Genomic DNA, 23,944 nt, shown 5'->3' on the forward strand with positions numbered 1-23,944 from the left:
CAAGGGGCGGGCCGGCGGGGGGGGGGGGGCGGGCGAGGGGCGGGCAGGCGAGGGGCGGCGCGACCACGCCTCAGGGCGTGTAGGGCAGCAGCTTGATGAACAGGCCCCACAGCACGAACAGGATGCCGACGATCGAGACCAGCCAGACCAGGGAGCGGACCTTCGGGATGCCGAAGCCGTAGACGGGCAGGTAGACCAGCCGGGCGAAGAAGTAGAGGTAGGCGCCGAGGACGACCGCCGTGTTGTGGCGGCCCGTCGCCACGCAGGCGAGGACGAGAGCGGCGAAGATCGGGAAGGTCTCGAGGAAGTTCTTCGACGCCTTCTCCAGCCGGCTCGCGGCGCCCGTCACCTCGGGCGTCGGCCCCTCGCGATTGCCGGACGCCCAGCCGAAGCCGCCCCGCTGCTGCACGCCGCTCGCGGAGGCGGCGACGATGTGGACCAGACCGAGCAGGCAGGACCAGGCGAGGAGGCGTATTTCGACCGGCATGGGGCGATGTCCCTGAGAAGAGGTGCGGGGTGTTCCTAGCTCGGCCCTGGGCAAAAGCGAAACCCGGTCGTGACTTGCGCCGGAACGCTCCTTATGAGTGCGCCTGCGCGGCGGAGCCCCTGGATACGGGATGTTCGGCGCGCAGCATGCGGCGCGCCGGAGCGTTCCGGGGCGCCCGTATGCCGGCGGCACCCTACGACAGAGTTGTGATGCGATGAGCGGCGTCAACGAGATCCGGTCGACCTTCCTCGACTACTTCGCGAAAGAGGGCCACGAAGTGGTGCCGTCCTCGTCGCTGGTGCCGCGCAACGACCCGACGCTGATGTTCACCAATGCCGGCATGGTGCAGTTCAAGAACGTCTTCACCGGCGTCGAGAAGCGCGCCTACGACCGCGCCACCACGGCGCAGAAATGCGTCCGCGCCGGCGGCAAGCACAACGACCTCGACAACGTCGGCTACACCGCCCGGCACCACACCTTCTTCGAGATGCTCGGCAACTTCTCCTTCGGCGACTACTTCAAGCCGCGGGCGATCGAGCTGGCCTGGAACCTGATCACCAAGGAGTTCGGCCTGTCCAAGGACCGGCTGCTGGTGACGGTCTATGCCGACGACGACGAGGCCGCCGGTCTCTGGCGCAAGATCGCGGGGTTCTCGGACGACCGCATCATCCGCATCGGCACCTCCGACAATTTCTGGCAGATGGGCGATACCGGCCCCTGCGGCCCGTGCTCCGAGATCTTCATCGACCAGGGCCCGACGCTCCAGGGGGGGCCGCCCGGCTCCCCCGACGAGGACGGCGACCGCTTCCTCGAGTTCTGGAACCTCGTGTTCATGCAGTACGAGCAGGTCGAGCCGGGCAACCGCCTCGCCCTGCCGCGCCCCTCCATCGACACCGGCATGGGCCTCGAGCGCATGGCCGCGATCCTCCAGGGGGTGACGAGCAACTACGAGACCGACCTCTTCCGCGCCCTCATCGACGCCGTGAGCCACGCGGTCGGTCGCCCGCCCGAGCCCGGCACGCAGGCCTCCTACCGGGTCATCGCCGACCACCTGCGCGCCGCGTCCTTCCTCGTGGCCGACGGGGTGCTGCCCGGCAACGAGGGCCGCGGCTACGTCCTGCGCCGGATCATGCGCCGCGCCATGCGGCATGCCGAACTCCTCGGCTCGCGCGAGCCGATGATGTACCGCCTCGTGCCGACGCTGCTGCGCGAGATGGGCCAGGCCTATCCCGAACTCACCCGCGCGGAGGGCCTCATCGGCGAGACCCTGCGGCTGGAGGAGACCCGCTTCCGCCGCACCCTGGAGCGCGGCCTCGCGATCCTCGACGCCGAGAGCCGCGACCTGCGCTCCGGCCAGAACCTCTCGGGCGAGACGGCCTTCACCCTCTACGACACCTACGGCTTCCCCCTCGACCTGACGCAGGACGCCCTGAAGGCGCGCGGCATCGGCGTCGACACGGACGCCTTCGGCCAGGCCATGGAGCGCCAGCGCAAGGCCGCGCGTGCCGCCTGGACGGGCTCGGGCGAGGCCGCCACCGAGACGGTCTGGTACGGCCTGAAGGAGCGCGTCGGCGCCACCGAGTTCCTCGGCTACGAGACCGAGAGCGCCGAGGGCATCGTCACCGCCCTGCTGCGCGACGGCGCCGAGACCGGGAGCCTGACGGCGGGCGAGACCGGCCTCGTCCTCGTGAACCAGACCCCGTTCTACGGCGAGTCCGGCGGCCAGGTCGGCGACACCGGCACCCTGTCGGCGGCCGGCCTGAAGGCGCGGGTCACCGCCACCGAGAAGAAGCTCGGCGATCTCTTCGTCCACCACGTCACGGTGGACGCGGGCACGCTGTCGCTCAACCAGGCCGTCGAACTCGCCGTCGACCACGGCCGCCGCGCCGCGATCCGCGCCAACCACTCGGCGACGCACCTGCTGCACGAGGCCCTGCGCCAGGTGCTCGGCGACCACGTCGCTCAGAAGGGCTCCCTGGTCTCCCCCGACCGCCTGCGCTTCGACTTCAGCCACCCGAAGCCCATGGACGAGGCCGAGATCCGGGCCGTCGAGGACATCGCCAACGCCGTGCTCCTGCAGAACACGCCGGTGGTCACCAAGCTGATGGCCGTGGACGAGGCCATCGAATCCGGCGCCCGCGCGCTGTTCGGCGAGAAGTACGGCGACGAGGTTCGCGTGGTCTCCATGGGCGCCCCGATCGCGGGCGAGGGCGGGCGCAGCAAGGCGTTCTCGGTGGAGCTCTGCGGCGGCACCCATGCGGGGCGCACCGGCGAGATCGGCCAGGTCTCGGTGGTGGGCGAGAGCGCCGTCGGCGCCGGTGTCCGCCGCATCGAGGCCCTGACCGCGGATGCCGCGCGGCGCCACCGCGCCGAGGAGAGCCGGACGCTGGCGCAGATCGCCGGGCTGTTGAAGGCCGCCACGGCCGACGTGCCGGATCGCCTCGCGGCCCTGATCGAGGATCGCCGGCGCCTGGAGCGCGACCTCACCGACGCGCGCAAGAAGATCGCCATGGGGGGCGCGGGCGCGGGCGGCGACGACGGCATCGCCGAGATCGGCGGCGTGAAGGTCATGGCGCGGGTGGTCGAGGGCGTGGAGATGCGCGACCTCAAGAGCCTCGCCGACGAGGGCAAGACCCGCCTGGGCTCCGGCATCGTCGCCATCGTGGGCGTCGCCCCCGACGGCAAGGCCGGCCTCGTGGTCGGCGTCACCCCGGATCTCACCGAGCGCTACGACGCCGTGGCCCTGGTCCGGGCCGGCGCGGGCCATCTCGGCGGCAAGGGCGGCGGCGGGCGCCGCGACATGGCCCAGGCCGGTGGTCCCGAGGGCGCGGGGGCCCAGGCCGCCATCGACGCCATCCGCGCCGCCCTCACGGCCTGACACGCGCGCGCCCGCCCCTCCGCTTCGTCCCGGGGGCGGCGCGCGCTCAGTTCACGCGCTTCCAGGTCTGGCTCTTGCAGAACACGCTCATCACGCAGCCCGAGACCTCGACGATGTCCGCCCCCTTCAGCGTCAGGGTGCCGGCGTAGGTCTTGCCGTCGTTGGGATTGTAAAGCGTGCCCTCGTAGCCGTTCGCGCCGGCGGTGCGGGTGTCCATGATCTGCACGCCGACGAGGCTGCGGGTGCGCAGGGACGGGTCGGGGTTCTTTGCGTCGAGGCCAGGACCCGCGACGCTCGCCAGCGTCCCGCAATAGCCGTTGCCGCAGCGGCTGATCCGCACCTTCGAGGCGCCGGTCTCCGTCAGCCACAGCCCCGTGGCGTCCCGTCCCTGCTGGGCCGAGACCGCGCCGCTCAGCAGAAGCGCGACCGCCCCTGCACAGCCTGCGCTCCGCAACACCCGTCCCGTGATCGCCATGTCGGAAATCCTCGCCCTGCGCGTTCGTCGGGCGGGGGCATAGCGTGCGTCTATTCCGCTGGCCAGACCTTCGGTCGGCCGTGACGGCGGGGCCGCCTCAGGCGCGGGCCAGGACGGCGCCGGTATAGGTCTCGCCGACCTCGCAGAGCGGCAGGCCGTCCGCCCGCAGCAGGAGCGCCTCGATCGCGAAGAGCGGGTCGGCAGGCCCGGCGATGTCCGGACGGTCCCCCGCGGGCAGGAGGCGCAGGGACAGGGTCCGGCGGGTGGGCGACAGGTCGTGCACGACGCGGCCGAAGGGCACCGTGCTGGTCTCCAGCAACCGGTTCATCACGGGCGTGAGGCGCGACGGGACGTACCAGTTCTCCGCCTCCGACAGGACGAGCGCGCCGCAGGTCAGGCGGACCCGGCGGTAGCGCACCGGCACCGTGCGCGGCAGGGCGAGGCGCTCCCGCTGCACCGGGCTGGCCGGCCGCTCCGGCGCCGGGACCGCATGGGCGACGAGGCCGGGGGACTGGGCGAGCCCTCGGGCGCGGCACCAGTCCTCCAGAACCGCCGTGGCACTCGGGCCGGCGCGCAGCCGGTCACACAGGTCCTTCAGGAGGGTGGCCGCAGCAGGGATCGTGACCGGGTCGCCGGGGAGGGACGTCGCCATGAACACCGAACCACGTCCCATTCACCTGCACCGCGCGTCGTCGTGGCCGCCGCACGTGCTCACACCGCACCGCCATACGCAGCACGGGCGAAAAGGTCTACGTCGATGCCGGGACGGGGGGAGGGGAAGTTTGGTGGAGCCTAACGGGATCGAACCGATGACCTCTTCCATGCCATGGAAGCGCTCTCCCAGCTGAGCTAAGGCCCCACTCTCAACACCCCGGCCTCTGGAAGGCCCGGGGTGGTCGTCGTCGGCGGGCGTGTCGCCCACCGCCGATAGCGGTGATGTACTGGGGCTTGTCCGCGGCCTCAACCCCCTTTGTGCCCCGCCGGCAAACTTTTTTGCCGGCGGTTGGGCGGAGGGCGCGGGCGAGCGTCAGCTCTCCTCGTCGTTCTCGATGTCGCCGTCGATCAGGTCGGCCACGTCGTCGTCGCCGGCGTCCTCTTCCTCGAGGAAGGTGTCGTCCGTATCGTCGTTGCTGTCGCCGTCGACGTCCTCGGTCGTCGTATCCGCCTCGTCCTCGGCCGCCTCGACCTCGTCGAGGGACACGATCTCCGGACCGCCCTTCTCGGCATCCGTATCCTCGTCGTCATCGGCCGGGGCGGCGTTGGCCCGCGCCGCGAGCGCCGGGGCGGCACGGCCGGAGGCTGCCGCGACCTGATAGATCGTTCCGCATTTCGGGCAGGTCGGAGGGTCGTTGTCGAGGTCGTAGAACTTGGCGCCGCAGCTCATGCATTGACGCTTCAAGCCGAGTTCCGGTCTGGCCACGGGCGAACCTCTAGTACGTGCGATCTTTTGGGAGAGGCGCCCCGTTAGTCGCGTGGGACGCTCCTGTCAAATTCTCTTGCGGTTGACGTACGTTCCACGTCCGTCTTCGGCCGTCCACGGGCGTTTTCCGGGCCAAGCGGCCCGGGATGCGCGCCATCGGATGACGGCGGCGGCGACGCATGTTAACCGGCCCCATGATCGGCGCGCCTGCAGAAGCCCGCAGGCGCCCCTGCGCCCAGCCGAAAAGTCGACGCCCGTGTCCCATGATTCCCAGCCGCACCCCCTGACCGCCCATGCGGGCCTGCCCCTCCAGGGCAGCCTGCGGCCTCCGGGGGACAAGTCCATCTCGCACCGCGCGATGATTCTCGGATTGCTCAGCATCGGCGAGACCAATGTCGAGGGCCTTCTCGAGGGCGACGACGTCCTGCGCACCGCGGCGGCCGCCAAGGCCCTCGGGGCCGACGTGGAGCGGGTGGGCGAGGGGCGCTGGCGCCTGCGCGGCGTCGGGATCGGCGGCCTGAGCGATCCCGAGGACGTGCTCGATTTCGGCAATGCCGGGACCGGCTCGCGCCTGATGATGGGCGTCGTGGGCGGCCAGCCGGTCACCGCGACCTTCGACGGCGATGCCTCCCTGCGCAAGCGGCCCATGCGCCGCATCCTGGATCCGCTGGTGCGGATGGGAACCGAGGTGGTGCGCGAGGAGGAGGGCGGCCGCGTGCCCCTGACCCTGCGCGGCCCCCGCGAGGCGATCCCGATCACCTACGAGACGCCCGTGGCCTCGGCCCAGATCAAGTCGGCCGTGCTGCTGGCCGCCCTGAACGCCCCCGGGACCACGACGGTGATCGAGGCGGCGGCCACCCGCGATCACACCGAGCGGATGCTGCGCCTGTTCGGCGCCGAGGTCACGGTGACGCCCCACGGCCCCGACGGACACGGGCGGACGATCGCGCTCACCGGGCAGCCCATGCTCCGGGGTACCAAGGTGGTCGTCCCCGCCGATCCCTCGTCGGCGGCCTTCCCCCTGGTGGCGGCCCTCATCGTGCCCGGCTCCGAGGTGACGCTGGAAGGCGTCATGATGAACCCCCTGCGGATCGGGCTCATCACCACCCTGATCGAGATGGGCGCCGACATCGAGCGCCTGCGCGAGCGGGAGGAGGGCGGCGAGACCGTCGCCGACCTGCGCGTGCGGGCGAGCCGCCTCAGGGGCGTCGACGTGCCCCCGGAGCGCGCCCCGGCCATGATCGACGAGTACCCGGTGCTCGCCGTCGCGGCCGCCTTCGCGGAGGGCACCACGCGGATGCGCGGCCTGCACGAGCTGCGCGTGAAGGAATCCGACCGCCTCGCGGCGGTGGCGGACGGACTCAGCGCCAACGGCGTCGCCTATCTCGTCGAGGGTGACGATCTCGTCGTCCACGGCACCGGCGAGCCGGCCCGGGGGGGTGGCACCGTGGCGACCCATCTCGATCACCGCATCGCCATGGCGTTCCTGGTGATGGGCCTCGCCACCCGGGAGCCGGTCACGGTGGATGACGGCGCGATGATCGCCACGAGCTTCCCGAGCTTCCTGCCGACGATGCAGGGCCTCGGCGGCCGGATCGAAGGGTGAGCGCGATGCCGATGGTGATCGCGATCGACGGCCCCGCCGCCTCGGGCAAGGGCACCCTCGCCAAGCGGCTGGCCGCCCATTACGGCCTGCCGCACCTCGATACCGGCCTGCTCTACCGGGCCGTCGCCCTGACGGTGATCGATTCCGGCCACAGCCTCGACGATCATCAGGCCGCGGCGCGGGCCGCCTCCAGCCTGATCGCGGACCGGCTCGCCGATCCGCGCCTGCGCGAGCGCGCCATGGGCGAGGCGGCCTCCCGCATCTCGGCGGTTCCCGCCGTGCGGGCCGCCCTCCTGGCCTGGCAACAGCGCTTTGCCGGCGATGCCAGCGGCGCCGTGCTGGACGGACGCGATATCGGGACCGTGGTCTGCCCCAACGCCCAGGTGAAGCTCTTCATCACGGCCGCGCCCGAGGAGCGCGCCCGGCGCCGCCACCTCGAATTGCTGCGGCGCGGGGAATCCGCGAGCCTGGGCGCCATTCTCGACGATATCGTCGCCCGCGACGCACGGGACGCGCAGCGTTCCACGGCGCCGCTGAAGGCGGCGACCGACGCCGTCCTCCTCGATACCACCGCGCTCGATCCCGACGAGGCCTTCGCGGCCGCCCGGGCCATCGTCGATCGCGCGCGCCCGCACTAGGGCGGTCCGGGTCGCGGATCGGCGGCGACGGCACCGATCCGAAGACGCATTCCGCGCCGGAGGGTGTCCGGCGCGGGGGGCCTGGATCAGGCGCGCTGATCGATCGGGGTGTATTCCCGCTTGTCGGGACCGATGTAGAGCTGACGCGGACGGCCGATCTTCTGCGAGGGATCCTCGATCATCTCGGCCCACTGGGCGATCCAGCCGGTGGTGCGGGCCAGGGCGAACAGCACCGTGAACATCGAGGTCGGGAAGCCCATCGCCTTGAGGGTGATGCCCGAGTAGAAATCGATGTTCGGATAGAGCTTCTTCTCGATGAAGTAGTCGTCCTTCAGAGCGATCTGCTCCAGCTGCACGGCGACTTCGAGCAGCGGATCGTCCTTGATCCCGAGCTGACCCAGCACCTCGTGGGTGGTCTTCTGCATGATGCGCGCGCGCGGATCGTAGTTCTTGTAGACGCGGTGGCCGAAGCCCATGAGGCGGAAGGGATCGTTCTTGTCCTTGGCCTTGGCCACGTACTTGGCCACGTTCTCCGGATGCCCGATCTCCTCGAGCATCTTGAGGGCCGCCTCGTTGGCGCCCCCGTGGGCGGGTCCCCACAGGCAGGCGATGCCGGCCGCGATGCAGGCGAAGGGATTGGCCCCCGAGGAGCCCGCGAGACGCACGGTCGAGGTCGAGGCGTTCTGCTCGTGATCGGCGTGGAGGATGAAGATCCGGTCGAGCGCGCGCGCGAAGATCGGATTGACCTTGAACTCCTCGCACGGAACCGCGAAGCACATCCGCAGGAAGTTCGAGGTGTAGTCGAGATCGTTCTTCGGATAAACGAAGGGCTGTCCAATCGAATATTTGTAGGCCATCGCCGCCAGGGTGGGCATCTTGGCGATCATCCGCATCGACGCGACCATGCGCTGCTGGTCGTCCGAGATGTCGGTGGAATCGTGATAGAAGGCCGAGAGGGCACCGACGCAGGCGACCATGATCGCCATCGGGTGCGCGTCGCGGCGGAACCCCTGGAAGAAGCGGTTCATCTGGTCATGCACCATGGTGTGGCGCGTGATCCGGTAGTCGAAATCCGCCTTCTGGGCCGGGGTCGGCAGCTCGCCGAACAGCATGAGGTAGCAGGTTTCGAGGAAGTCGCCGTGCTCGGCGATCTGTTCGATGGGATAGCCACGATAGAGGAGAATGCCCGCATCGCCGTCGATGTAGGTGATCTTCGACTCGCAGGAGGCGGTGGAGGTGAAGCCGGGATCGAAGGTGAACTTGCCCGTCTTCGCGTAGAGCTTGCCGATATCGATCACGTCCGGCCCGATGGTGCCGGTCTTGATCGGAAGTTCGACGTGGTTGTCGCCCACGGTGATCGTGCTGGAGGCGCTCATGGAGACCTGGACCCTTTCGTGGCAACGGGGCGGCGTCGGCCCGCGTGGCGATGCAATCGACCACCCGGATCCGGGGTGCAAATGCGGCGCATGCTGCACTTGCTCACACGAGCATGGGGGTAGCGGATCGGCGGACCGTCATCAACCGACGGCCCGGCTCACCTCGACGTCGAAGCGAAATCCGGGCCGATTTGTCATTCTTCCACTCGGAGCACTCGGACGAACCGGCATTTTGCTGCAGTGCGATGGTCAGCCGGTCTGGTCGCGGAGCCGGCCGAGACACTCCTCCCGGCCGAGCACGGCCATGACGTCGAAAACCGGCGGCGAGGTGGCGCGGCCGGTGAGCGCCGCCCGGAGGGGCTGCGCGATCTGGCCGAGCTTCAGGCCGTTCGCCTCGGCAAACTGCCGGACCGCGCCCTCGGTGGCGGCGGCGGTCCAATCGCGCAACCCCTCGAGGGCCGGCAGGAGGGCGGCCAGGCGATTCCGGGCCTCGTCGCCGAGCAGCCCCTTCGCCTTCTCGTCGGGCACGAGGGGCCGGGCCGCGGTGAGGTAGTAGGCGCTGTCCAGGAGTTCGACGAGGGTCTTGGCCCGCTCCTTCAGGCCCGGCATCGCGGCGGTGAGCGTCTCCCGCAGAGCCGGACTCATGGGCACCGCGATCCCCCGTGCCGGGCCGAGCGCCGGCAGCACGTCGTCGATCGCCGCGACGAGGTCCGCATCGGCCGCGCCACGGATGTAGAGGCCGTTGAGGTTTTCCAGCTTGGCGAAGTCGAAGCGCGCGGGCGACCGCCCGATGGCCTTGAGGTCGAAGGCGGCGATCATCTCCTCGGTGGAGAAGACCTCCTGGTCACCGTGGCTCCAGCCCAGGCGCACGAGGTAGTTGCGCAGGGCGCTCGGCAGGTAGCCGAGGTCGCGGTAGGCATCGACGCCGAGGGCCCCGTGCCGCTTCGACAGCTTGGCGCCGTCCGCGCCGTGGATCAGCGGGATATGCGCCATGGCGGGCGCCTCCCAGCCGAGGGCATCGGAGATCTGGCGCTGGCGCGCCGCATTGGTCAGGTGGTCGTCGCCGCGGATGACCTGGGTGACGCCCATGTCGTGATCGTCCACCACGACGGCGAGCATGTAGGTCGGGTTGCCGTCCGATCGCAGCAGGACGAGGTCGTCGAGATCCTTGTTCTGCCAGACGACCCGGCCCTGCACGCCGTCCTCGACCACGGTCTCGCCGTCGGTCGGGGCGCGCAGGCGAATCACCGGCTTGACGCCGGCGGGCGCCTCGGACGGGTCGCGGTCGCGCCAGCGCCCGTCGTAGCGCAGGGGCCGCCCCTCTGCGCGGGCCGCCTCGCGCATCGCCGTCAGTTCGTCGGGCGTCGCGTAGCAGCGATAGGCGTGGCCGGAGGCCAGCAGGCTCTCGGCGGCTTCGCGGTGACGGGCGGCGCGGGCGTATTGGTAGATGACGTCCCCGTCCCAATCGAGCCCGAGCCAGCGCATGCCGTCCAGGATCGCGTCGATGGCGCCCTGCGTCGAGCGTTCGCGATCGGTGTCCTCGATGCGCAGCAGCATGCGGCCGCCGAAGCGGCGGGCATAGAGCCAGTTGAACAGGGCCGTGCGAGCCCCGCCGATGTGAAGGTAGCCCGTGGGCGAGGGCGCGAAACGCGTGACGACGGCTGACGACATCAATCTGGACTTGAATGGCTCGTGATTCGGGCGGGAAGCGGATCGACCGGCCCGGAACCGCGCGTGTAGCATGCGCGCGGGCACACGTTAAGGAATCGTCCCGTTCCCAGGATCGCAGGGCGCATCGCCGGCTCCCGGTCACGGACGCACGCCCGGAGGTTTTCGCGATGGCGCAGGCGCGGGCGACGGCGGCGATGGGGCGCATCACGCGCCACCTCGCCGCGCGTCGCCCGGGCGCCGGGCCGATCCGCGACTGGTTCCGGGCGGGATGGACCCGCGAGATCGAGCAGCGCCGGCTCTTCGCCTGGCTCGCCGTCGCGTTCGGATGCGGCATCCTCGCGTTCTTCCTCGGTACGCAGGGGACGCCGTCGCTCCTGGCGCCGCTCGCGGCCGCCGCCCTGCTCGCCGCGACGACGCCCCTCCTCGTGGCGCGCCCGTTCGGCCTGGCCCTGGTGCTCGCCGCCGTCGCCGCCCTCCTGGGCTTCGCGGCGGCCGCCGCGCGCGTCCGCTCGGTCGACGGGCCGATCCTCGCCCGCACCACGATCGGTCCGCTGGTGGGCACCATCGAAGGGCTGGACGAGCGGGAGGAGGGGGCGCGCCTGATCCTCCGCGTCGAGAGCTTCGGCACCCTCGGCGCCGAGGTCCGCCCGGTCCGGGTGCGGGCCTCCTACCGCAAGGCGAATACCCTGAAGCCGGGCGACCGCATCGCCGCGACCGCGCGCCTGCTTCCGCCGCCGGAAGCCGCCCGCCCCGGAGGCTACGACTTCGCCCGGGATGCCTTCTTCCGTGAGATCGGCGCGGTGGGCTCCCTCGTCGGCAAGGTCGACCTGCGGCCGCCGGCCGAGAGCGCGGACTGGCAGATCCGCCTCGCGGCCGCCGTCGACGCGGCCCGCAACGCCCTGACGCGCCGCATCACCGACGCCAACGGCGGACAGGCCGGAGCGGTGGCGGCGGCCCTGGTGACGGGCAAGCGCGGCCTGATCAGCCCCGAGACCAACGACATCCTGCGCGCCGCCGGCATCTACCACGTCGTCTCGATCTCGGGCCTTCACATGGTCCTGGCGGCCGGCGTGGTGTTCTGGCTCGTGCGGGCGCTCCTGGCCCTCGTTCCGTTCGCGGCGCTGCACTGGCCGATCAAGAAGATCGCCGCTGCCGTCGCCATGGTGGGCGTGACGGCCTACTGCGTCTTCTCCGGCTGGGACATCGCCGCCGAGCGCTCGCTGATCATGACCCTCGTGATGCTCGGCGCGATCCTGGTCGATCGCCCGGCGCTCAGCATGCGAAACCTGGCCCTCGCCGCCCTGATCGCCCTGGCCCGCGAGCCGGACGGCCTCCTCGGCCCGAGCTTCCAGATGTCGTTCGCGGCGGTGGCCGGCCTGATTGCCTGCGCGCCGCTGATCGCCGGACGCGGGCGGCAGCGCGACGGTGCCGGCCTGCTCACCCGGATCTTCGCGCTGGCGACCGCGGCGGTCCTCGGCACCCTGGCCACGACGCTCGTGGCCCAGATCGCCACCGCGCCCTTCGCCACCTACCACTTCCAGACGGTGCAGCCCTTCGGGCTGGTGGGCAATGCGCTCACCCTGCCGCTGGTCTCCCTGGCGGTGATGCCGTCAGCGGTTCTGGGCATCCTCGCCTATCCGTTCGCGCTGGATCAGCCGGTCTGGTGGGCCATGGGCCTGGCGGTGCGGGGGATGCTGACCATCTCGACCTGGATCGCGGGCTTCGGCAACGCCGTCGTCGTGGTCCCGGCCTTCGGCACGGGGGCCCTCGGCCTCCTGGCCGCCGCCCTGATCGTCCTGACGCTCCCGGCCTCGTCGCTGCGCTGGCTCGGCCTCATTCCGGCAGCGATCGGCATCGCCTGTGCGGCTGCCCCGGATCGCTACGACATCTACGTCGATCGGGAGGGGGCGGGCGCCGCCATCCGCCAGCGCAACGGGCGGCTCGCCACCCTTGGCCGGCCGCCCCCCTTCGTGCTCGCGCAATGGCTCAAGGCCGATGGAGACGACCGACGGGTGCAGGACGTCACGGGGTTCGACAGCGCGCGTTGCGATCGCCTGGGCTGTACCCTGACCACACCCGACGGCCGCGTGCTCGCCCTGACCACCGACAAGCGTGCCCTCGGAGAGGACTGCGCCAGGGCCGACATCCTGATCACCCGGCAATCCGCGCCCGGGGGCTGCACCGCATCGATCGTCATCGACCGGGATTTCCTGGGATCCCACGGTGCGACCGCGATTCGCCTCACCCGCGATGGGCCGTCCCTCGCCACCGCGAAGCATCCCGGGGATGTCGTGCCCTGGCGTGCGACGCCCTTGCGAAAGCCGTTGGACCCGCCGGGAACGGCCTTGCCATCTTCGACACCGCCGGCGTCGGTCTTACCGGAAATCCCCGATCGCACCCGCGACCCGTCGGATCCGTCCGGCGATGAACCGGACGGGGACCCCCTTCAGTAGCGGCGCACCAGACTGACCAGACGTCCCTGGATCTGCACCCGATCCGGCCCGAGGACCCGCGTCTCGTAGGCCGGATTCGCCGCTTCCAGGGCGATGGACGATCCACGCCGGCGCAGGCGCTTCAGGGTCGCCTCCTCGTCGTCGATGAGGGCCACGATGATGTCGCCCGTATTGGCGGTGTCCTGCTTGCGGATGACCACCAGGTCGCCGTCGAGGATCCCGGCATCGACCATCGAATCGCCGCGCACCTCCAGGGCGTAATGCTCGCCACCGGCCAGGAAATCCGGCGACATCGTAACCGAATGGCTCTGTTCCTGGATGGCCGAGATGGGCGTACCGGCCGCGATCCGACCCATCACCGGGATGGTCACGGCCCGACCGCTCTCGTCGGTGGCCTGCGTGGTCGGCAGTCGGGACACCGATGCGCCGGCCGGCAGGCCCTTGCCCTTGCCGCCTTCGACCACGCTCGGCATGAAGCGGCGAACCTCGGAGGCCGGAGCGGCGCGCGGGGCGCCCGCATTCCCCCCGAGGCTCTCCGGCATCCGGATCACCTCGATGGCCCGCGCCCTGTTGGGCAGCCGGCGCAGGAAGCCGCGCTCCTCCAGGGCCGTGATCAGGCGGTGAATGCCCGACTTCGACTTCAGGTCGAGGGCGTCCTTCATCTCGTCGAACGACGGGGGAACGCCGCTCTCGCGCATCCGAAGCTGGATGAACTGGAGCAGGTCCAGCTGCTTACGCGTCAACATGCGGGACACTCTTCGTTAGCGCCACGGATCGCGGCGGGTGGCACTAGAAACAAACCACGAACACGTTAAACGTTCCGTAAGTGTTCTGCAAGGGTTCCCATCTCAAGCCTCTCGGGCGCGATCCGTTCGATCCCCTCGGCAAGGGCGGATCTGGGCGTCGCCCGAGCGCCACGCCGGCCTGCCGCTGCGGCCATCGCTGCGATCGAGTGGTGCCCCAATCCGACGAATGAGTTGGACGGCCGGCGTCTTGACCGGTCGGCAGGGCGCCCGGGCGCAGCGCCCTCGGGTCGATGGCCCGGCGACGATCGGTTCTCTGCCGTCCTCTGCCGGCGTCGCCGACGGCGGGTCTTCGGCTAGCGCTGCCCGGTGCGCCCTGCCTTGGGCCGGTCACCCGAACCGTTGCCGCCCGTCTCGGTGGGATTGCGGGGATCCTGCCAGAAGGTATCGAACAGGCGCTGCATCGCGCGGGCGTTCTCCTGCTGCACCTCCAGGCCCGTCTGGAACATCTGCTGCATCACGTCGAAGGGCGCTTCCGTGGCCGACCTGTCCGGCGCGGCGGACTCCGGCCGGGGCGAAGCCGCGAGCCACGTCGACGCCGCACGCGGCCGTGCCTGGGGCGAGGGCGTCGCGGGCTTCGGGGCCTTGGCGCCGGAGTTCAGGAACGCCTGCATCATCTCCGACCAGGCATTGGGCGGGAAGCCGAAGGGGTTCGCCTCGGCGCGCGGGACCGGCGCCGCGGCAGGCGCTTGGTTGATCATGACGTGGACGATCCCCGCCACCACCATGCCGGCCATGATCGGCAGCATCTGCTTCAAGGCCGGCATCGCCACGCCGCTGACGGCAGCGGCCTGCTGCAGAACGGCCTGACTCAGATGGGGCGAGCCGAAGAGTTGCTGGACCAGCATGTCCATCTGCGGCGTCGCGCTCGACGCCTTCGGCGCGGCGGGGCCGACGAGATTGAAGAGGTGGGCGAAGCCGGTCGGATCCTGGGCGACGTTCCGCTGCAGCCCCATCGTGAGGGCCGGAAGCAGGGCTTCCATCGCGCGCAGGCTCTGCTCCGGCGACAAGCCGAACTGCCGTCCGAACCCCTGCGCGTTGGGGCCCGCCTGCGCCTGAAGGATGTCGAACAGATTGAACATGGCGGCCTCGCGGACGAACTGCGGCTTTCCCGGTCATCGACCCGGGCGCGCCGCGCGAATTCTGTCGCATCCGGTCGGTACTGACCAGCCCGGGCGCCTCACGACGGCCCGATTCCCCGTCGACGGGGGCCCGTATCAACCCGTTTCTTGCCCCGGACCCGCGATGCGCTTCCCTTCGCCCCTGATCGAGGCGCGCCTGGTGCGTCGCTACAAGCGCTTTCTCGCCGACCTGCAGCTTGCCGACGGGTCCGTGATCACGGCCCATTGCCCCAACCCGGGGGCGATGCTGGGACTTGCGGTGCCGGGCGCGCGGGCCCTGTTGTCCGACGTCCGGAGCCCGACGCGCAAGCTCCCCTTTTCCTGGGAACTGGTGGAGGCGGATCTGCCCGGCGGCCGGCAATGGGTCGGCATCAACACGATGCGGCCGAACGCCCTGGTGGCGGAGGCCTTCGCCGCCGGCGGCCTGCCCTGCCTCGCCGGCTACACGAGCCTGCGCCCCGAAGTCCGCTACGCCCGGGCCAGCCGGGTCGACTTCCTCGCCACCGGGGAGGGGATGCCGCCCTGCCATGTCGAGGTGAAGAACTGTCACCTGATGCGCAGCCCCGGCCTCGCGGAATTTCCCGATTGCGTCGCCGCCCGCAGCGCCCGCCACATGACGGACCTCGCGGCCGTCGTCGAGGCCGGGGGCCGTGCCATGGTCATCATCGTGGTGCAGATGTGGGCGGATCGCTTCGACGCCGCGCGGGACCTCGATCCTGCCTTCGACCGGGCGCTTCAGGCCGCTCGGGCGGCCGGCGTCGCCGTCCACGCCCACCGCTGCCGCATCGACCCGGTCGGCATCGCCGTGGCCGACGCCATCCCGGTGCTGTAGGGCGCGCGTCCCAGAAGAACCGCGCGGGCCCGTCAGTCGGCCCGCTCGAAGATCAGGTTGAGGCGGGTGCGAGCGATCCGGCGATAGCCGTGCTGCTCGAGCAAGGCGGGCAGGTCGATCTGCCACTGGTCGGTGCCGTTCTCGACGATGAGCAGCCGCGGGTGGAGGCTCGCGGGGGCGGCCCGCAGGAAGGGTTCGAGGATCAGGTCCTCGGCGCCCTCGACATCGAGCTTCATCGCGTCGATGCGCGCGATGCCCTCGCCGAGGGCGAGATCGAGCAGGGGCACGGCCGGCACACGAATCTGCGCGCCCTCGTTCGTCCCGACGATCTTCAGGCTCGATTCCCCCCGGTTGCGGGGATCCACGAACAGGGTGAGTTCCCCCGCCTTGTCGGCGACCGCGCAGGCCACCGCCTTGACCGTTCCGAACGGATTCTGAGCGATGTTGTAGGTCAGGCGGTCGAACACGTCCGGCTGCGGCTCGACGGCCAGGATCCGGGCGCGCGGCCCCGCGAAGGCCGCCACGAACAGCGCGTAGGCACCGATATTCGCGCCGATATCCAGGAAGGTGCAGCCGGGCTGAAGCTTCGCCCGGAGAAGTGCGCGCTCCTCCGGATCGAAGAACTGCGGCGTGAAGAGCACCTTCTTCTCGCAGTTGTTGTTGTAGGGGTAGAGCCGCATGCGGGCGCCGTAGCGTTCGACGTCCAGAGGGGCGCCGCGCAGCAGCCCGATCGCCACGCGGCGCAGGAACAGGGCGAGGCGTCGCCCGGCCCAGCTCGCGTAGGAGATCCGGCCCGTCTGCCGAGCGATGCGCGCGACGAGGCCGGTGGGAGCGTAAGTGCCGTAGGGCTGCGTGTCTTTCATCGTGCGTGCTGATGCCAGCGCACGGACGCGGCGGCAAGCGACGCCGCCGCGGGAGGATCGAAAGGTCCCGGACATTCCGGGCCGATCAGCCCGCAGCGCCCCCTCCGGGCGAATGCGGTCGGCCGCAGATCAGACCTGACCGTCGCGCCACTTCGGAAGCAGAGGACAATCGTCGAGACCGAATCTGGTGCTCAGACCTGTTCCATTGCGGCAACACAACGACCGAAACCCAGTTCGAGCGGCCTCAATTGCCCGAAAAATAGGCGTCTGCACAAAGGATAGCTTTGCCGTAACCGGGAACCTTTGAGAACGTCGCCCCAACGCAGATCCTCCCGCAGAGTTCCCATCGCCATGCAGCGCTCGCTTCTCGCCCTTTCCGCCGTCCTGCTGTCCTCGGTCTGCGCCTTCGCGGCCGACATGCCGGCGAAGGTGCTGGCGGTCCCTGCCCCGCCCGCGCCGTGCAAGGCCGAGATCACCTTCCCGGCCTATGGCGGCGTCATCAAGCAGAACCCGAACCCGTCCTGCCTGACGCTCGGCGCCTTCGGCGACGTCTATGTCGGCGGTGCGGTCACGGGCTACTTCTACACCCAGCCCAACCAGTACACGTTCTCGCCCGCTCCGCTGCCGAGTGACCGAGCCGGCCGCGTGGACGTCTCAAACCTGATGGGCTTCATCCAGAAGGCCGACGGCCCGTTCCAGTTCTACGCCGCCTTCGGCGCCTACTCGATCCCCGGCCTCGGCCTGCCGATCTACGGCACCTTCGACCAGACGGACCTGCTGTATTCCCCGGCGCCGATCGTGTTCGGAAAGTACGTGATCAACGACAACTGGTCGATCCAGGGCGGTCGGATGCCGACCCTGATCGGCTCCGAGCTGCCGTTCACCTTCCAGAACCTGAACATCTCGCGCGGCCTCCTCTTCGGCCAGGAGAACGTGATCAACCAGGGTGTGCAGGTGAACTACTCGGATGGTCCGTGGGCGGCCTCGTTCGCCGCGACCGACGGCTTCTATTCCGGCGAGATCAACTGGGTCACGGGTGCGATCACCTACAAGATCGACCCCGCCAACACGGTGGGCATCAACGGCGGCACGCACTTCTCCAGCTACACCAATTTCGACTTCGCGGACCCGTTCGGTCGTCGCGGCCTTCGCTTCCAGTACGCCACGCCCGTCTCGCTGCAGAACAGCAGCATCATCAGTGCCAACTACACCTATGCGGACGGTCCCTGGATCGTGACGCCGTACGTCCAGTACACCAACGTGGAGCAGAACGCCGTCCTGGGCCTCGCCGGTGCCGAAACCATCGGCGGCGCCCTCCTCGCCAGCTACGCCTTCACGGACAACTTCGCCCTCGCGGGCCGCGTGGAGTACATCAGCCAGAGCGGCAATCGCAACAATCCGTTCGGTCAGACCTCGGTGCTCTACGGCGCCGGCAGCTCGGCCTTCTCCTTCACCGTGACCCCGACCTTCACCTTCGATCGCTACTTCGTCCGCGGCGAGTTCTCGACCGTGCAGCTCTACGACATCACGCCCGGCCTCGGCTTCGGCCGCAGCGGCCTGAAGACCTCGCAGGAGCGCTACATGCTGGAGACCGGCATCACCTTCTGATCCGTTTCGGACGATCCGGTTTCGGCGAAACGCGGCGGCAGGGCAACCTGCCGCCGCTTTCATGTGCGCCCATGCGCCACCGGAGGGCTTCCGTCCGCGCGCCCGACGGTTCAAGGAGGCGGGACCATGCCCCGACCGATAAGGCCCGAGCCCATGCAGCGCTTCGATTCCGACGGTGTTTCCCTCGCCTACATCGACGTCTCCGCCGTCGGCGGGTCGGGCGACCCGGTCCTGCTGATCCACGGCTTCGCCTCGAACCATGCGGTGAACTGGGTCAACACCCTCTGGGTCCGGGCCCTGACCCAGGCCGGCTACCGCACCATCGCCCTCGACAACCGGGGGCACGGCGAGAGCCAGAAGCTCTACGATCCGGAGGTCTACGGCGCGGACCTCATGGCCCAGGACGCGCGCCGCCTCCTCGACCATCTTGGGATCCCCAAGGCCGATGTCATGGGCTACTCGATGGGCGCGCGCATCGCCGCGTTCCTGGCGCTCGATGCGCCGGAGCGCGTCCGTTCGCTGCTGCTCGGCGGTCTCGGCCTGCATCTGATCGAGGGCAAGGGCCTGCCCGACGGGATCGCCGAGGCCTTGGAGGCGGAGCCCGGCGCACCGGCCCCGAACCCGACGGCCGCCGCGTTCCGCACCTTCGCCGAGCAGACGAAGAGCGACCTGCGGGCCCTGGCCGCCTGTATGCGCGGCTCGCGCCAGACCCTGTCGCGCGCCGAAGTCGCCGAGATCTCGTCACCGACCCTGGTGACGACCGGCACCCTCGACACCGTCTCGGGCTCGGGTCCGGCGCTGGCGGCGCTGTTTCCGAACGGCACCGCCCTCGAACTTCCGAACCGCGACCACAGCACGGCCGTGGGCGACCGCGGTCACCGCACGGGCGTCCTCGATTTCCTGGCCCAGCGGCCCTGAGAGGGCACCACCGCGCCTCAGGTCTTCAGGCGGTAGCCGGTCCGGAAGATCCAGGTCACGCCGGCGAGGCACAGGATCAGGAAGATCAACGCCATTGTGAGGCTGACGCCGACGCCGACATCCGAGGTGCCGAAGAAGGACCAGCGGAAGCCGCTGATCAGGTAGACCACCGGGTTGGCGAGGCTCACCGCACGCCAGAACGGCGGCAGCATCTCGATGGCGTAGAAGCTGCCGCCGAGGAAGGTCAGCGGCGTCACGATGAGGAGGGGCACCAGCTGCAGCTTCTCGAAGCCGTCGGCCCAGAGGCCGATCAGGAAGCCGAACAGGCTGAAGGTGACCGCCGTCAGGAGCAGGAACAGCACCATCACGAAGGGATGTTCGATCCGCAGGGGCACGAACAGGGCGGCGGTGGCCAGGATGATGAGGCCGATGAGGATCGATTTCGAAGCCGCCGCGCCGACATAGCCGAGCACGATCTCGAGGGGCGAGACGGGCGCCGAGAGGATCTCGTAGATCGTGCCGGCGAAGCGCGGGAAGTAGATGCCGAACGAGGCGTTGGCGATGCTCTGCGTCAGGAGCGAGAGCATCATCAGGCCGGGCACGATGAAGGCGCCGTAGGCGACCCCATCCACCGAGGCGACCCGCGAACCGATGGCCGCTCCGAAGACCACGAAGTAGAGCGAGGTGGCGATGACCGGCGCCACGATGCTCTGCAGCGCCGTGCGCCAGAAGCGCGCCATCTCGAAGCCGTAGATGGCGCGGACCGCGTACCAGTTCATGCGCGTTCCTTCACGAGGTCGACGAAGATCTCCTCCAGCGAGGACTGGCTGGTCTGGAGGTCGCGGAAGCGGATGCCGGCGGCGGCGAGGTCGGCCAGCAGCGCCGTGATGCCGGTGCGCTCGCCCTTCGTGTCGTAGGTGTAGACCAGATCCTGTCCGCCCGGCTTGAGGGTGAGATCGTGCCGCGCCAGGGCCGGGGGCAGGGCGGCGAGCGGCTCCTGCAGGTTCAGGGTCATCTGCTTCTTGCCCAGCTTGCGCATCAGCTCGGCCTTCTCCTCCACCAGGATGATCTGGCCCTTGCGGATCACGCCGATGCGGTCGGCCATCTCCTCGGCCTCGTCGATGTAGTGCGTGGTGAGGATGATGGTGACGCCCGTGTCGCGCAGCGAGCGCACCAGGCGCCACATGTCGCGGCGCAGTTCCACGTCGACGCCGGCGGTGGGTTCGTCGAGGAAGAGGATGCGCGGCTCATGGCTCAGGGCCTTGGCGATGAGCACCCGCCGCTTCATCCCGCCCGACAGGGTCATGATCCGCGCGTCGCGCTTCTCCCACAGGGAGAGGTCGCGCAGGACCCGCTCGATATGCGCCGGATCCGGCTTGAGGCCGTAGAGCCCGCGGCTGAAGCTCGTCGTCGCCCACACCGTCTCGAAGGCGTCGGTGGTGAGCTCCTGCGGCACGAGGCCGATCATGCGGCGGGCCTGGCGATAGTCCCGGGCGATGTCGTGCCCACCCGCGAGGATGCGGCCGGCGCTCGCCGTGACGATGCCGCAGACGATGCTGATCAGCGTCGTCTTGCCGGCCCCGTTCGGACCGAGAAGCGCGAAGATCTCGCCTTCGGCGATGTCGAGGTTGATGCCGTCGAGGGCTTTGAGGCCCGAGGCGTAGACCTTGGACAGGTTCTGGATCGCAATGATCGGCTGCATCGAAACTCCGCTGCGGCGTGGCGCCGGCGCGATCGGGGCGGCCTTCTAGCACGCTGCCGGCGTGGGACGGCGCCGAAAACGAGAAAGCCGCCTCGCGGCGGCTTTCCCTGGTGTCGCAGAGGGAAGGATCAGGCCCGCAGGCGGGTCCGAACCTCGCCGAGGCTCTGGCGGACGAGGCCTTCGGCCGTCTCACCCTGCATGCGCTCGCGCAGGATGACCTCCGAAACCTTCACCGCGGCGTCGGCAGCGGCGGCTCGAACCTGGGCGGTCGCTTGGACCTCGGCCTGCGCGATCTTGGTCTCGGCCGACTTGGTACGACGGGCGATGAAGTCGTTCAGGCGGGCATGGCCCTCGTCGGCGATCCGTTGGGCCTCCTCGCGGGCGGACGCCACGATGGCCTCGGCCTCGCGCTCGGCCTCGGCGCGGCGCTTCTTGTAATCGGCGAGGACGCCAGCGGCCTCCTCACGCAGGCGACGCGCCTCGTCGAGTTCGTGGCGGACGCGCTTGGCACGGCCGTCCAGCCCCTTGGTGATCTGGTTGAAGCCACCGACCTTCCAGACCACGGCCATGAACAGGACGAAGGCGACTGCGACCCAGAATTCGGCTTCCAACAACATGCTCGTCGTCCCAACTCGATGGTGTCCGGCGATCCGGCGGGGCCTTCGCCCCTCGGGTCCTGCCGGTCAGGTATGGTTTGGCGTCCGCCTCAGTGCGGGAAGGAGACGCTGTCGAGGGCCTTGGCGAGGGCGGCCTCGTCGGGGCTGCGGCCCGTCAGGCGCTCGACGATGGCCGAGGCCGTCTCGCCGGCGATGCCGCGGACGTTGCCCATGGCCTCGGCGGTGCGGGTGCGAAGCGTCGCCTCGGAGGCGGCGATGCGGGCGTTCAGCTCGGCCTCGAGCGCCTTCCGCTTGGTCTCGGCTTCCTGCGAGAGGGCCGTGCGGGTCTCGAGGGCGATGGCCTGCGCCTTGGCCTGCGCATCGCTCAGGGATTTCTCGTAGGCGGCTCCGGCGGCATCCGCCTCGGCCTTCAGGCGCTGGGCCTCGTCGAGATCGCCCGACAGACGCACGGCGCGGTCGTGCAGGATGGCCTGGATGCGCGGCAGCGCGATCTTGTCCATCAGGTAATAGAGCAGCCCGAAGGCGAGGGCGAGCCAGATGAGCTGGGACGCGAAGGTGTGGCTCTCGAAGGGCGGGAAACCGCCGCCATGTTCGGCGGCCGGCGTCGCGACGAAGCCTTCATGCGTTGCGGTCGAATGGGCCGGCTGAGCCATGACGTCCTTCGCGTAAATTCAAGGAGTGGGGACCGGACGCCTCTGCCATCCCTGCGGGAGGCGGCGTCCGGTCCGGTATCGGTTCGAGATCCGTGACGAGCGTGTCTTAGACGGCGAACAGGAGCAGCAGCGCGACGAGCAGCGAGAAGATGCCGAGCGCTTCCGTGAGGGCGAAGCCGAGGAGCAGGTTGCCGCGCTGGCCGTCCGCGGCCGACGGGTTGCGGAGCGCGCCGGCGTAGAACTGGCCGAAGAGGTTGCCGAGGCCGATGGCGGCGCCCGCCATCCCGAGACAGGCGAGGCCGGCACCGATGTACTTGGCAGCTAAGGGATCCATCAAATTGCTCCTGGTGTCCGTGTCGTCGTTGCGTGGAGAGAAATCCGGCCGCGATCGCGAACCGGGGACGGAAGGGGGTGTCCCGGCCCTCGGCCGGGATGACCCGGCTCAGTGGCCGGGATGCAGGGCGTCGCTGAGATAGATCGAGGCGAGCGTCGCGAAGACGTAGGCCTGCAGACCGGCGACGAGGAACTCGAGAGCCGTGACGGCGACGCTGAGGGCCAGGGGCAGCGGCGAGATGGCCCCCCAAGCGCCGGCGGCGAGCAGCGCCGGGACGAAGCCCGCGAAGATCTTGAGCGCGATGTGACCGGCCAGCACGTTGGCGAAGAGACGAACCGCGAGGCTGATCGGACGCGAGATGAAGGACACGATCTCGATCGCGACGATCATCGGCAGGAGCCAGCCGGGCACGCCCGACGGAACGAACACCTTCAGGAACTTCGTGCCGTGGGCCATGAAGCCGTACACGATGACGGTGCCGATCACGAGGAAGGCCAGCGCGAAGGTGACGATGATGTGGCTGGTCACCGCGAAGGCGTAGGGGATCATGCCGAGCATGTTCAGCACGAGCACGAACATGAAGAGCGAGAAGATCAGCGGCATGAAGCGCTCGGAGCCGTGACCGGCGGATTGGCGCAGGGTCGAGCCGATGAACTCGTAGAAGATCTCGGCCATGGACTGCATGCGGCCCGGCACCACCGAGCGGCGGGCGGTGGCCACGACGGTGATCAGCGCGATGATCCCGACGGCGGCGAACATGTAGAGCGCGGACTGGGTGAACGCGATCTCCTGGTTGCCGATATGACCGAAGGAGACCAGCGGCTTGAGCTCGAACTGGTGGATCGGATCCATCTTTACGGCCATTGCCGCTCCCGCCCTTCTGACTCTCGGCCGGCCAGACGGCCCGCCACCACCGGTGCCGCGCGAGCGGCATGATTTCAATTCGGTTCGCCGCGTGCGCGGCGCTTCCCCGAGAACCGCTAGCGGTCCTCTTCCTTCGTCGGCGCCTTGGGAAGAGACCCCGAGGCGCGCATGACGTTGTAGACGCCGGTGACGAACCCCAGCATCAGCAGGACGATCAGTCCCCAGGGTTTCGTCCCGAGGTAATGATCGAACATCCAACCGAGAATGCCCCCGGCGAGGACGCCCGCGATGAACTCGGTCGAGAGCCGCATCGCCTGGCCGAGAGGAGAGGGCCCGGCCGAAGGACCGGGACGCGTCGAATGACCGGGAGGGGCACTCGGCCGCTTCCGCTCAATCTGCGTCTCAAGACGTTTGAGCCTCTGAGAGAGGTCCGCGTCCAGTGCTTTCTTCCGCCCGTCCCCGCCTTCGTCCGCAGTTTCGTTGCCGCTCACGGCGAGAACTCACATTGGCGAGAGCGGAGGGAACCGGCGGAACGCCTCCTTCAAGCGGGGCGCACCATAGTTTCGCCCACCTTGGGTGTCAAGGCGCCCTCGACCTTACGTAAGATATTGTTGCACCACGAGAA

Annotated in this window: 23 protein-coding genes and 1 tRNA gene; 7 read left to right on the forward strand and 17 right to left on the reverse strand. The window is 69.7% G+C overall.

Translation table 11 applies throughout. From position 1 onward, the window contains the following. Positions 1-70 precede the first annotated feature (70 nt). On the reverse strand, positions 71-487 hold the full coding sequence (locus tag AC6EUL_RS06055) for an MAPEG family protein (RefSeq protein WP_056215820.1): 417 nt from the start codon (positions 485-487) through the stop codon (positions 71-73). A 214-nt stretch (positions 488-701) separates the two neighbouring features. On the opposite strand from AC6EUL_RS06055, the gene alaS reads away from it, so the two are divergent. Continuing rightward, positions 702-3,365, forward strand: coding sequence for an alanine--tRNA ligase (alaS, locus tag AC6EUL_RS06060; RefSeq protein ID WP_499869420.1), 2,664 nt, complete (start codon positions 702-704; stop codon positions 3,363-3,365). A 46-nt stretch (positions 3,366-3,411) separates the two neighbouring features. Here alaS and AC6EUL_RS06065 read toward each other — a convergent pair whose 3' ends face one another. The 4 genes from AC6EUL_RS06065 to AC6EUL_RS06080 form a co-directional block, all read right to left on the reverse strand. Beyond that, the gene (locus AC6EUL_RS06065) at positions 3,412-3,840 is read right to left on the reverse strand and encodes a DUF2147 domain-containing protein (protein WP_056215815.1); all 429 of its coding nucleotides are present in this window, start codon (positions 3,838-3,840) and stop codon (positions 3,412-3,414) included. Between the two features lie 97 nt (positions 3,841-3,937). Next, a complete protein-coding gene (locus tag AC6EUL_RS06070) occupies positions 3,938-4,492 on the reverse strand; it encodes a hypothetical protein (protein ID WP_499869422.1) in 555 nt (184 codons plus the stop codon). Positions 4,493-4,623: 131 nt separating this feature from the next. Next, positions 4,624-4,699, reverse strand: a tRNA-Ala gene (locus AC6EUL_RS06075). Between the two features lie 168 nt (positions 4,700-4,867). Next, entirely contained in the window at positions 4,868-5,260 is a 393-nt protein-coding gene (locus AC6EUL_RS06080) for a TIGR02300 family protein (protein WP_082487898.1), read from the reverse strand. A gap of 256 nt (positions 5,261-5,516) precedes the next feature. Between AC6EUL_RS06080 and aroA the strand changes: the two genes are divergently transcribed. After that, on the forward strand, positions 5,517-6,866 hold the full coding sequence (gene aroA, locus AC6EUL_RS06085; RefSeq protein WP_056215810.1) for a 3-phosphoshikimate 1-carboxyvinyltransferase: 1,350 nt from the start codon (positions 5,517-5,519) through the stop codon (positions 6,864-6,866). A gap of 5 nt (positions 6,867-6,871) precedes the next feature. Next, the gene (gene cmk, locus AC6EUL_RS06090) at positions 6,872-7,504 is read left to right on the forward strand and encodes a (d)CMP kinase (RefSeq protein WP_056215952.1); all 633 of its coding nucleotides are present in this window, start codon (positions 6,872-6,874) and stop codon (positions 7,502-7,504) included. 86 nt (positions 7,505-7,590) lie between these two features. Here the strand turns inward: cmk and gltA are convergent, their stop codons facing one another. After that, complete coding sequence (gene gltA / locus AC6EUL_RS06095) at positions 7,591-8,880, reverse strand: citrate synthase (protein ID WP_056215808.1); 1,290 nt, start codon at positions 8,878-8,880, stop codon at positions 7,591-7,593. 249 nt (positions 8,881-9,129) lie between these two features. Next, complete coding sequence (gene gltX, locus AC6EUL_RS06100) at positions 9,130-10,551, reverse strand: glutamate--tRNA ligase (protein ID WP_499869425.1); 1,422 nt, start codon at positions 10,549-10,551, stop codon at positions 9,130-9,132. 167 nt (positions 10,552-10,718) lie between these two features. Between gltX and AC6EUL_RS06105 the strand changes: the two genes are divergently transcribed. Further along, entirely contained in the window at positions 10,719-13,004 is a 2,286-nt protein-coding gene (locus AC6EUL_RS06105; RefSeq protein WP_499869428.1) for a ComEC/Rec2 family competence protein, read from the forward strand. Here AC6EUL_RS06105 and lexA read toward each other — a convergent pair. Continuing rightward, positions 12,998-13,750 carry a transcriptional repressor LexA gene (lexA, locus tag AC6EUL_RS06110; RefSeq protein WP_499869430.1) on the reverse strand — a complete coding sequence of 251 codons (753 nt, stop codon included), beginning with the start codon at positions 13,748-13,750 and terminating at the stop codon, positions 12,998-13,000. The two genes, AC6EUL_RS06105 and lexA, sit on opposite strands and share 7 nt — an antisense overlap. 353 nt (positions 13,751-14,103) lie before the next feature. Then, a complete protein-coding gene (locus tag AC6EUL_RS06115) occupies positions 14,104-14,889 on the reverse strand; it encodes a DUF937 domain-containing protein (protein WP_056380000.1) in 786 nt (261 codons plus the stop codon). Between the two features lie 163 nt (positions 14,890-15,052). Here AC6EUL_RS06115 and sfsA point away from each other — a divergent pair, with 163 nt between their 5' ends. After that, positions 15,053-15,760: a DNA/RNA nuclease SfsA gene (gene sfsA, locus AC6EUL_RS06120; RefSeq protein WP_499869432.1), complete on the forward strand. Its 708-nt coding sequence runs from the start codon at positions 15,053-15,055 to the stop codon at positions 15,758-15,760. Between the two features lie 32 nt (positions 15,761-15,792). Here the strand turns inward: sfsA and AC6EUL_RS06125 are convergent, their stop codons facing one another. Next, the gene (locus tag AC6EUL_RS06125; RefSeq protein ID WP_056215801.1) at positions 15,793-16,623 is read right to left on the reverse strand and encodes an FkbM family methyltransferase; all 831 of its coding nucleotides are present in this window, start codon (positions 16,621-16,623) and stop codon (positions 15,793-15,795) included. Positions 16,624-16,968: 345 nt separating this feature from the next. Between AC6EUL_RS06125 and AC6EUL_RS06130 the strand changes: the two genes are divergently transcribed. Together AC6EUL_RS06130 and AC6EUL_RS06135 are read left to right on the forward strand one after the other, a co-directional pair. Then, positions 16,969-18,231 (forward strand): outer membrane beta-barrel protein, encoded by a 1,263-nt coding sequence (locus AC6EUL_RS06130; RefSeq protein ID WP_056215943.1) that lies wholly within the window; start codon positions 16,969-16,971, stop codon positions 18,229-18,231. A 153-nt stretch (positions 18,232-18,384) separates the two neighbouring features. Continuing rightward, positions 18,385-19,149 carry an alpha/beta fold hydrolase gene (locus AC6EUL_RS06135; RefSeq protein ID WP_499869500.1) on the forward strand — a complete coding sequence of 255 codons (765 nt, stop codon included), beginning with the start codon at positions 18,385-18,387 and terminating at the stop codon, positions 19,147-19,149. A gap of 17 nt (positions 19,150-19,166) precedes the next feature. Here the strand turns inward: AC6EUL_RS06135 and AC6EUL_RS06140 are convergent, their stop codons facing one another. The 7 genes from AC6EUL_RS06140 to AC6EUL_RS06170 form a co-directional block, all read right to left on the reverse strand. Further along, positions 19,167-19,928: an ABC transporter permease gene (locus AC6EUL_RS06140; protein ID WP_056215796.1), complete on the reverse strand. Its 762-nt coding sequence runs from the start codon at positions 19,926-19,928 to the stop codon at positions 19,167-19,169. Next, positions 19,925-20,851 carry an ABC transporter ATP-binding protein gene (locus AC6EUL_RS06145; protein ID WP_056215793.1) on the reverse strand — a complete coding sequence of 309 codons (927 nt, stop codon included), beginning with the start codon at positions 20,849-20,851 and terminating at the stop codon, positions 19,925-19,927. The genes AC6EUL_RS06140 and AC6EUL_RS06145 overlap by 4 nt, the downstream gene beginning before the upstream one ends. A 128-nt stretch (positions 20,852-20,979) precedes the next feature. Continuing rightward, positions 20,980-21,465 carry a F0F1 ATP synthase subunit B family protein gene (locus AC6EUL_RS06150; RefSeq protein WP_200927220.1) on the reverse strand — a complete coding sequence of 162 codons (486 nt, stop codon included), beginning with the start codon at positions 21,463-21,465 and terminating at the stop codon, positions 20,980-20,982. Positions 21,466-21,557: 92 nt separating this feature from the next. Beyond that, entirely contained in the window at positions 21,558-22,121 is a 564-nt protein-coding gene (locus AC6EUL_RS06155; protein WP_056215787.1) for a F0F1 ATP synthase subunit B family protein, read from the reverse strand. Positions 22,122-22,227: 106 nt separating this feature from the next. Next, positions 22,228-22,455 carry a F0F1 ATP synthase subunit C gene (locus AC6EUL_RS06160; protein ID WP_018044493.1) on the reverse strand — a complete coding sequence of 76 codons (228 nt, stop codon included), beginning with the start codon at positions 22,453-22,455 and terminating at the stop codon, positions 22,228-22,230. A gap of 108 nt (positions 22,456-22,563) precedes the next feature. Continuing rightward, positions 22,564-23,319, reverse strand: a complete 756-nt coding sequence (locus AC6EUL_RS06165; protein ID WP_056215786.1) for a F0F1 ATP synthase subunit A — start codon at positions 23,317-23,319, stop codon at positions 22,564-22,566. 116 nt (positions 23,320-23,435) lie between these two features. Then, on the reverse strand, positions 23,436-23,810 hold the full coding sequence (locus AC6EUL_RS06170) for an AtpZ/AtpI family protein (RefSeq protein WP_056215783.1): 375 nt from the start codon (positions 23,808-23,810) through the stop codon (positions 23,436-23,438). Positions 23,811-23,944 lie beyond the last annotated feature (134 nt).

The sequence above is a fragment of the Methylobacterium sp. 001424705 genome (assembly GCF_059816145.1).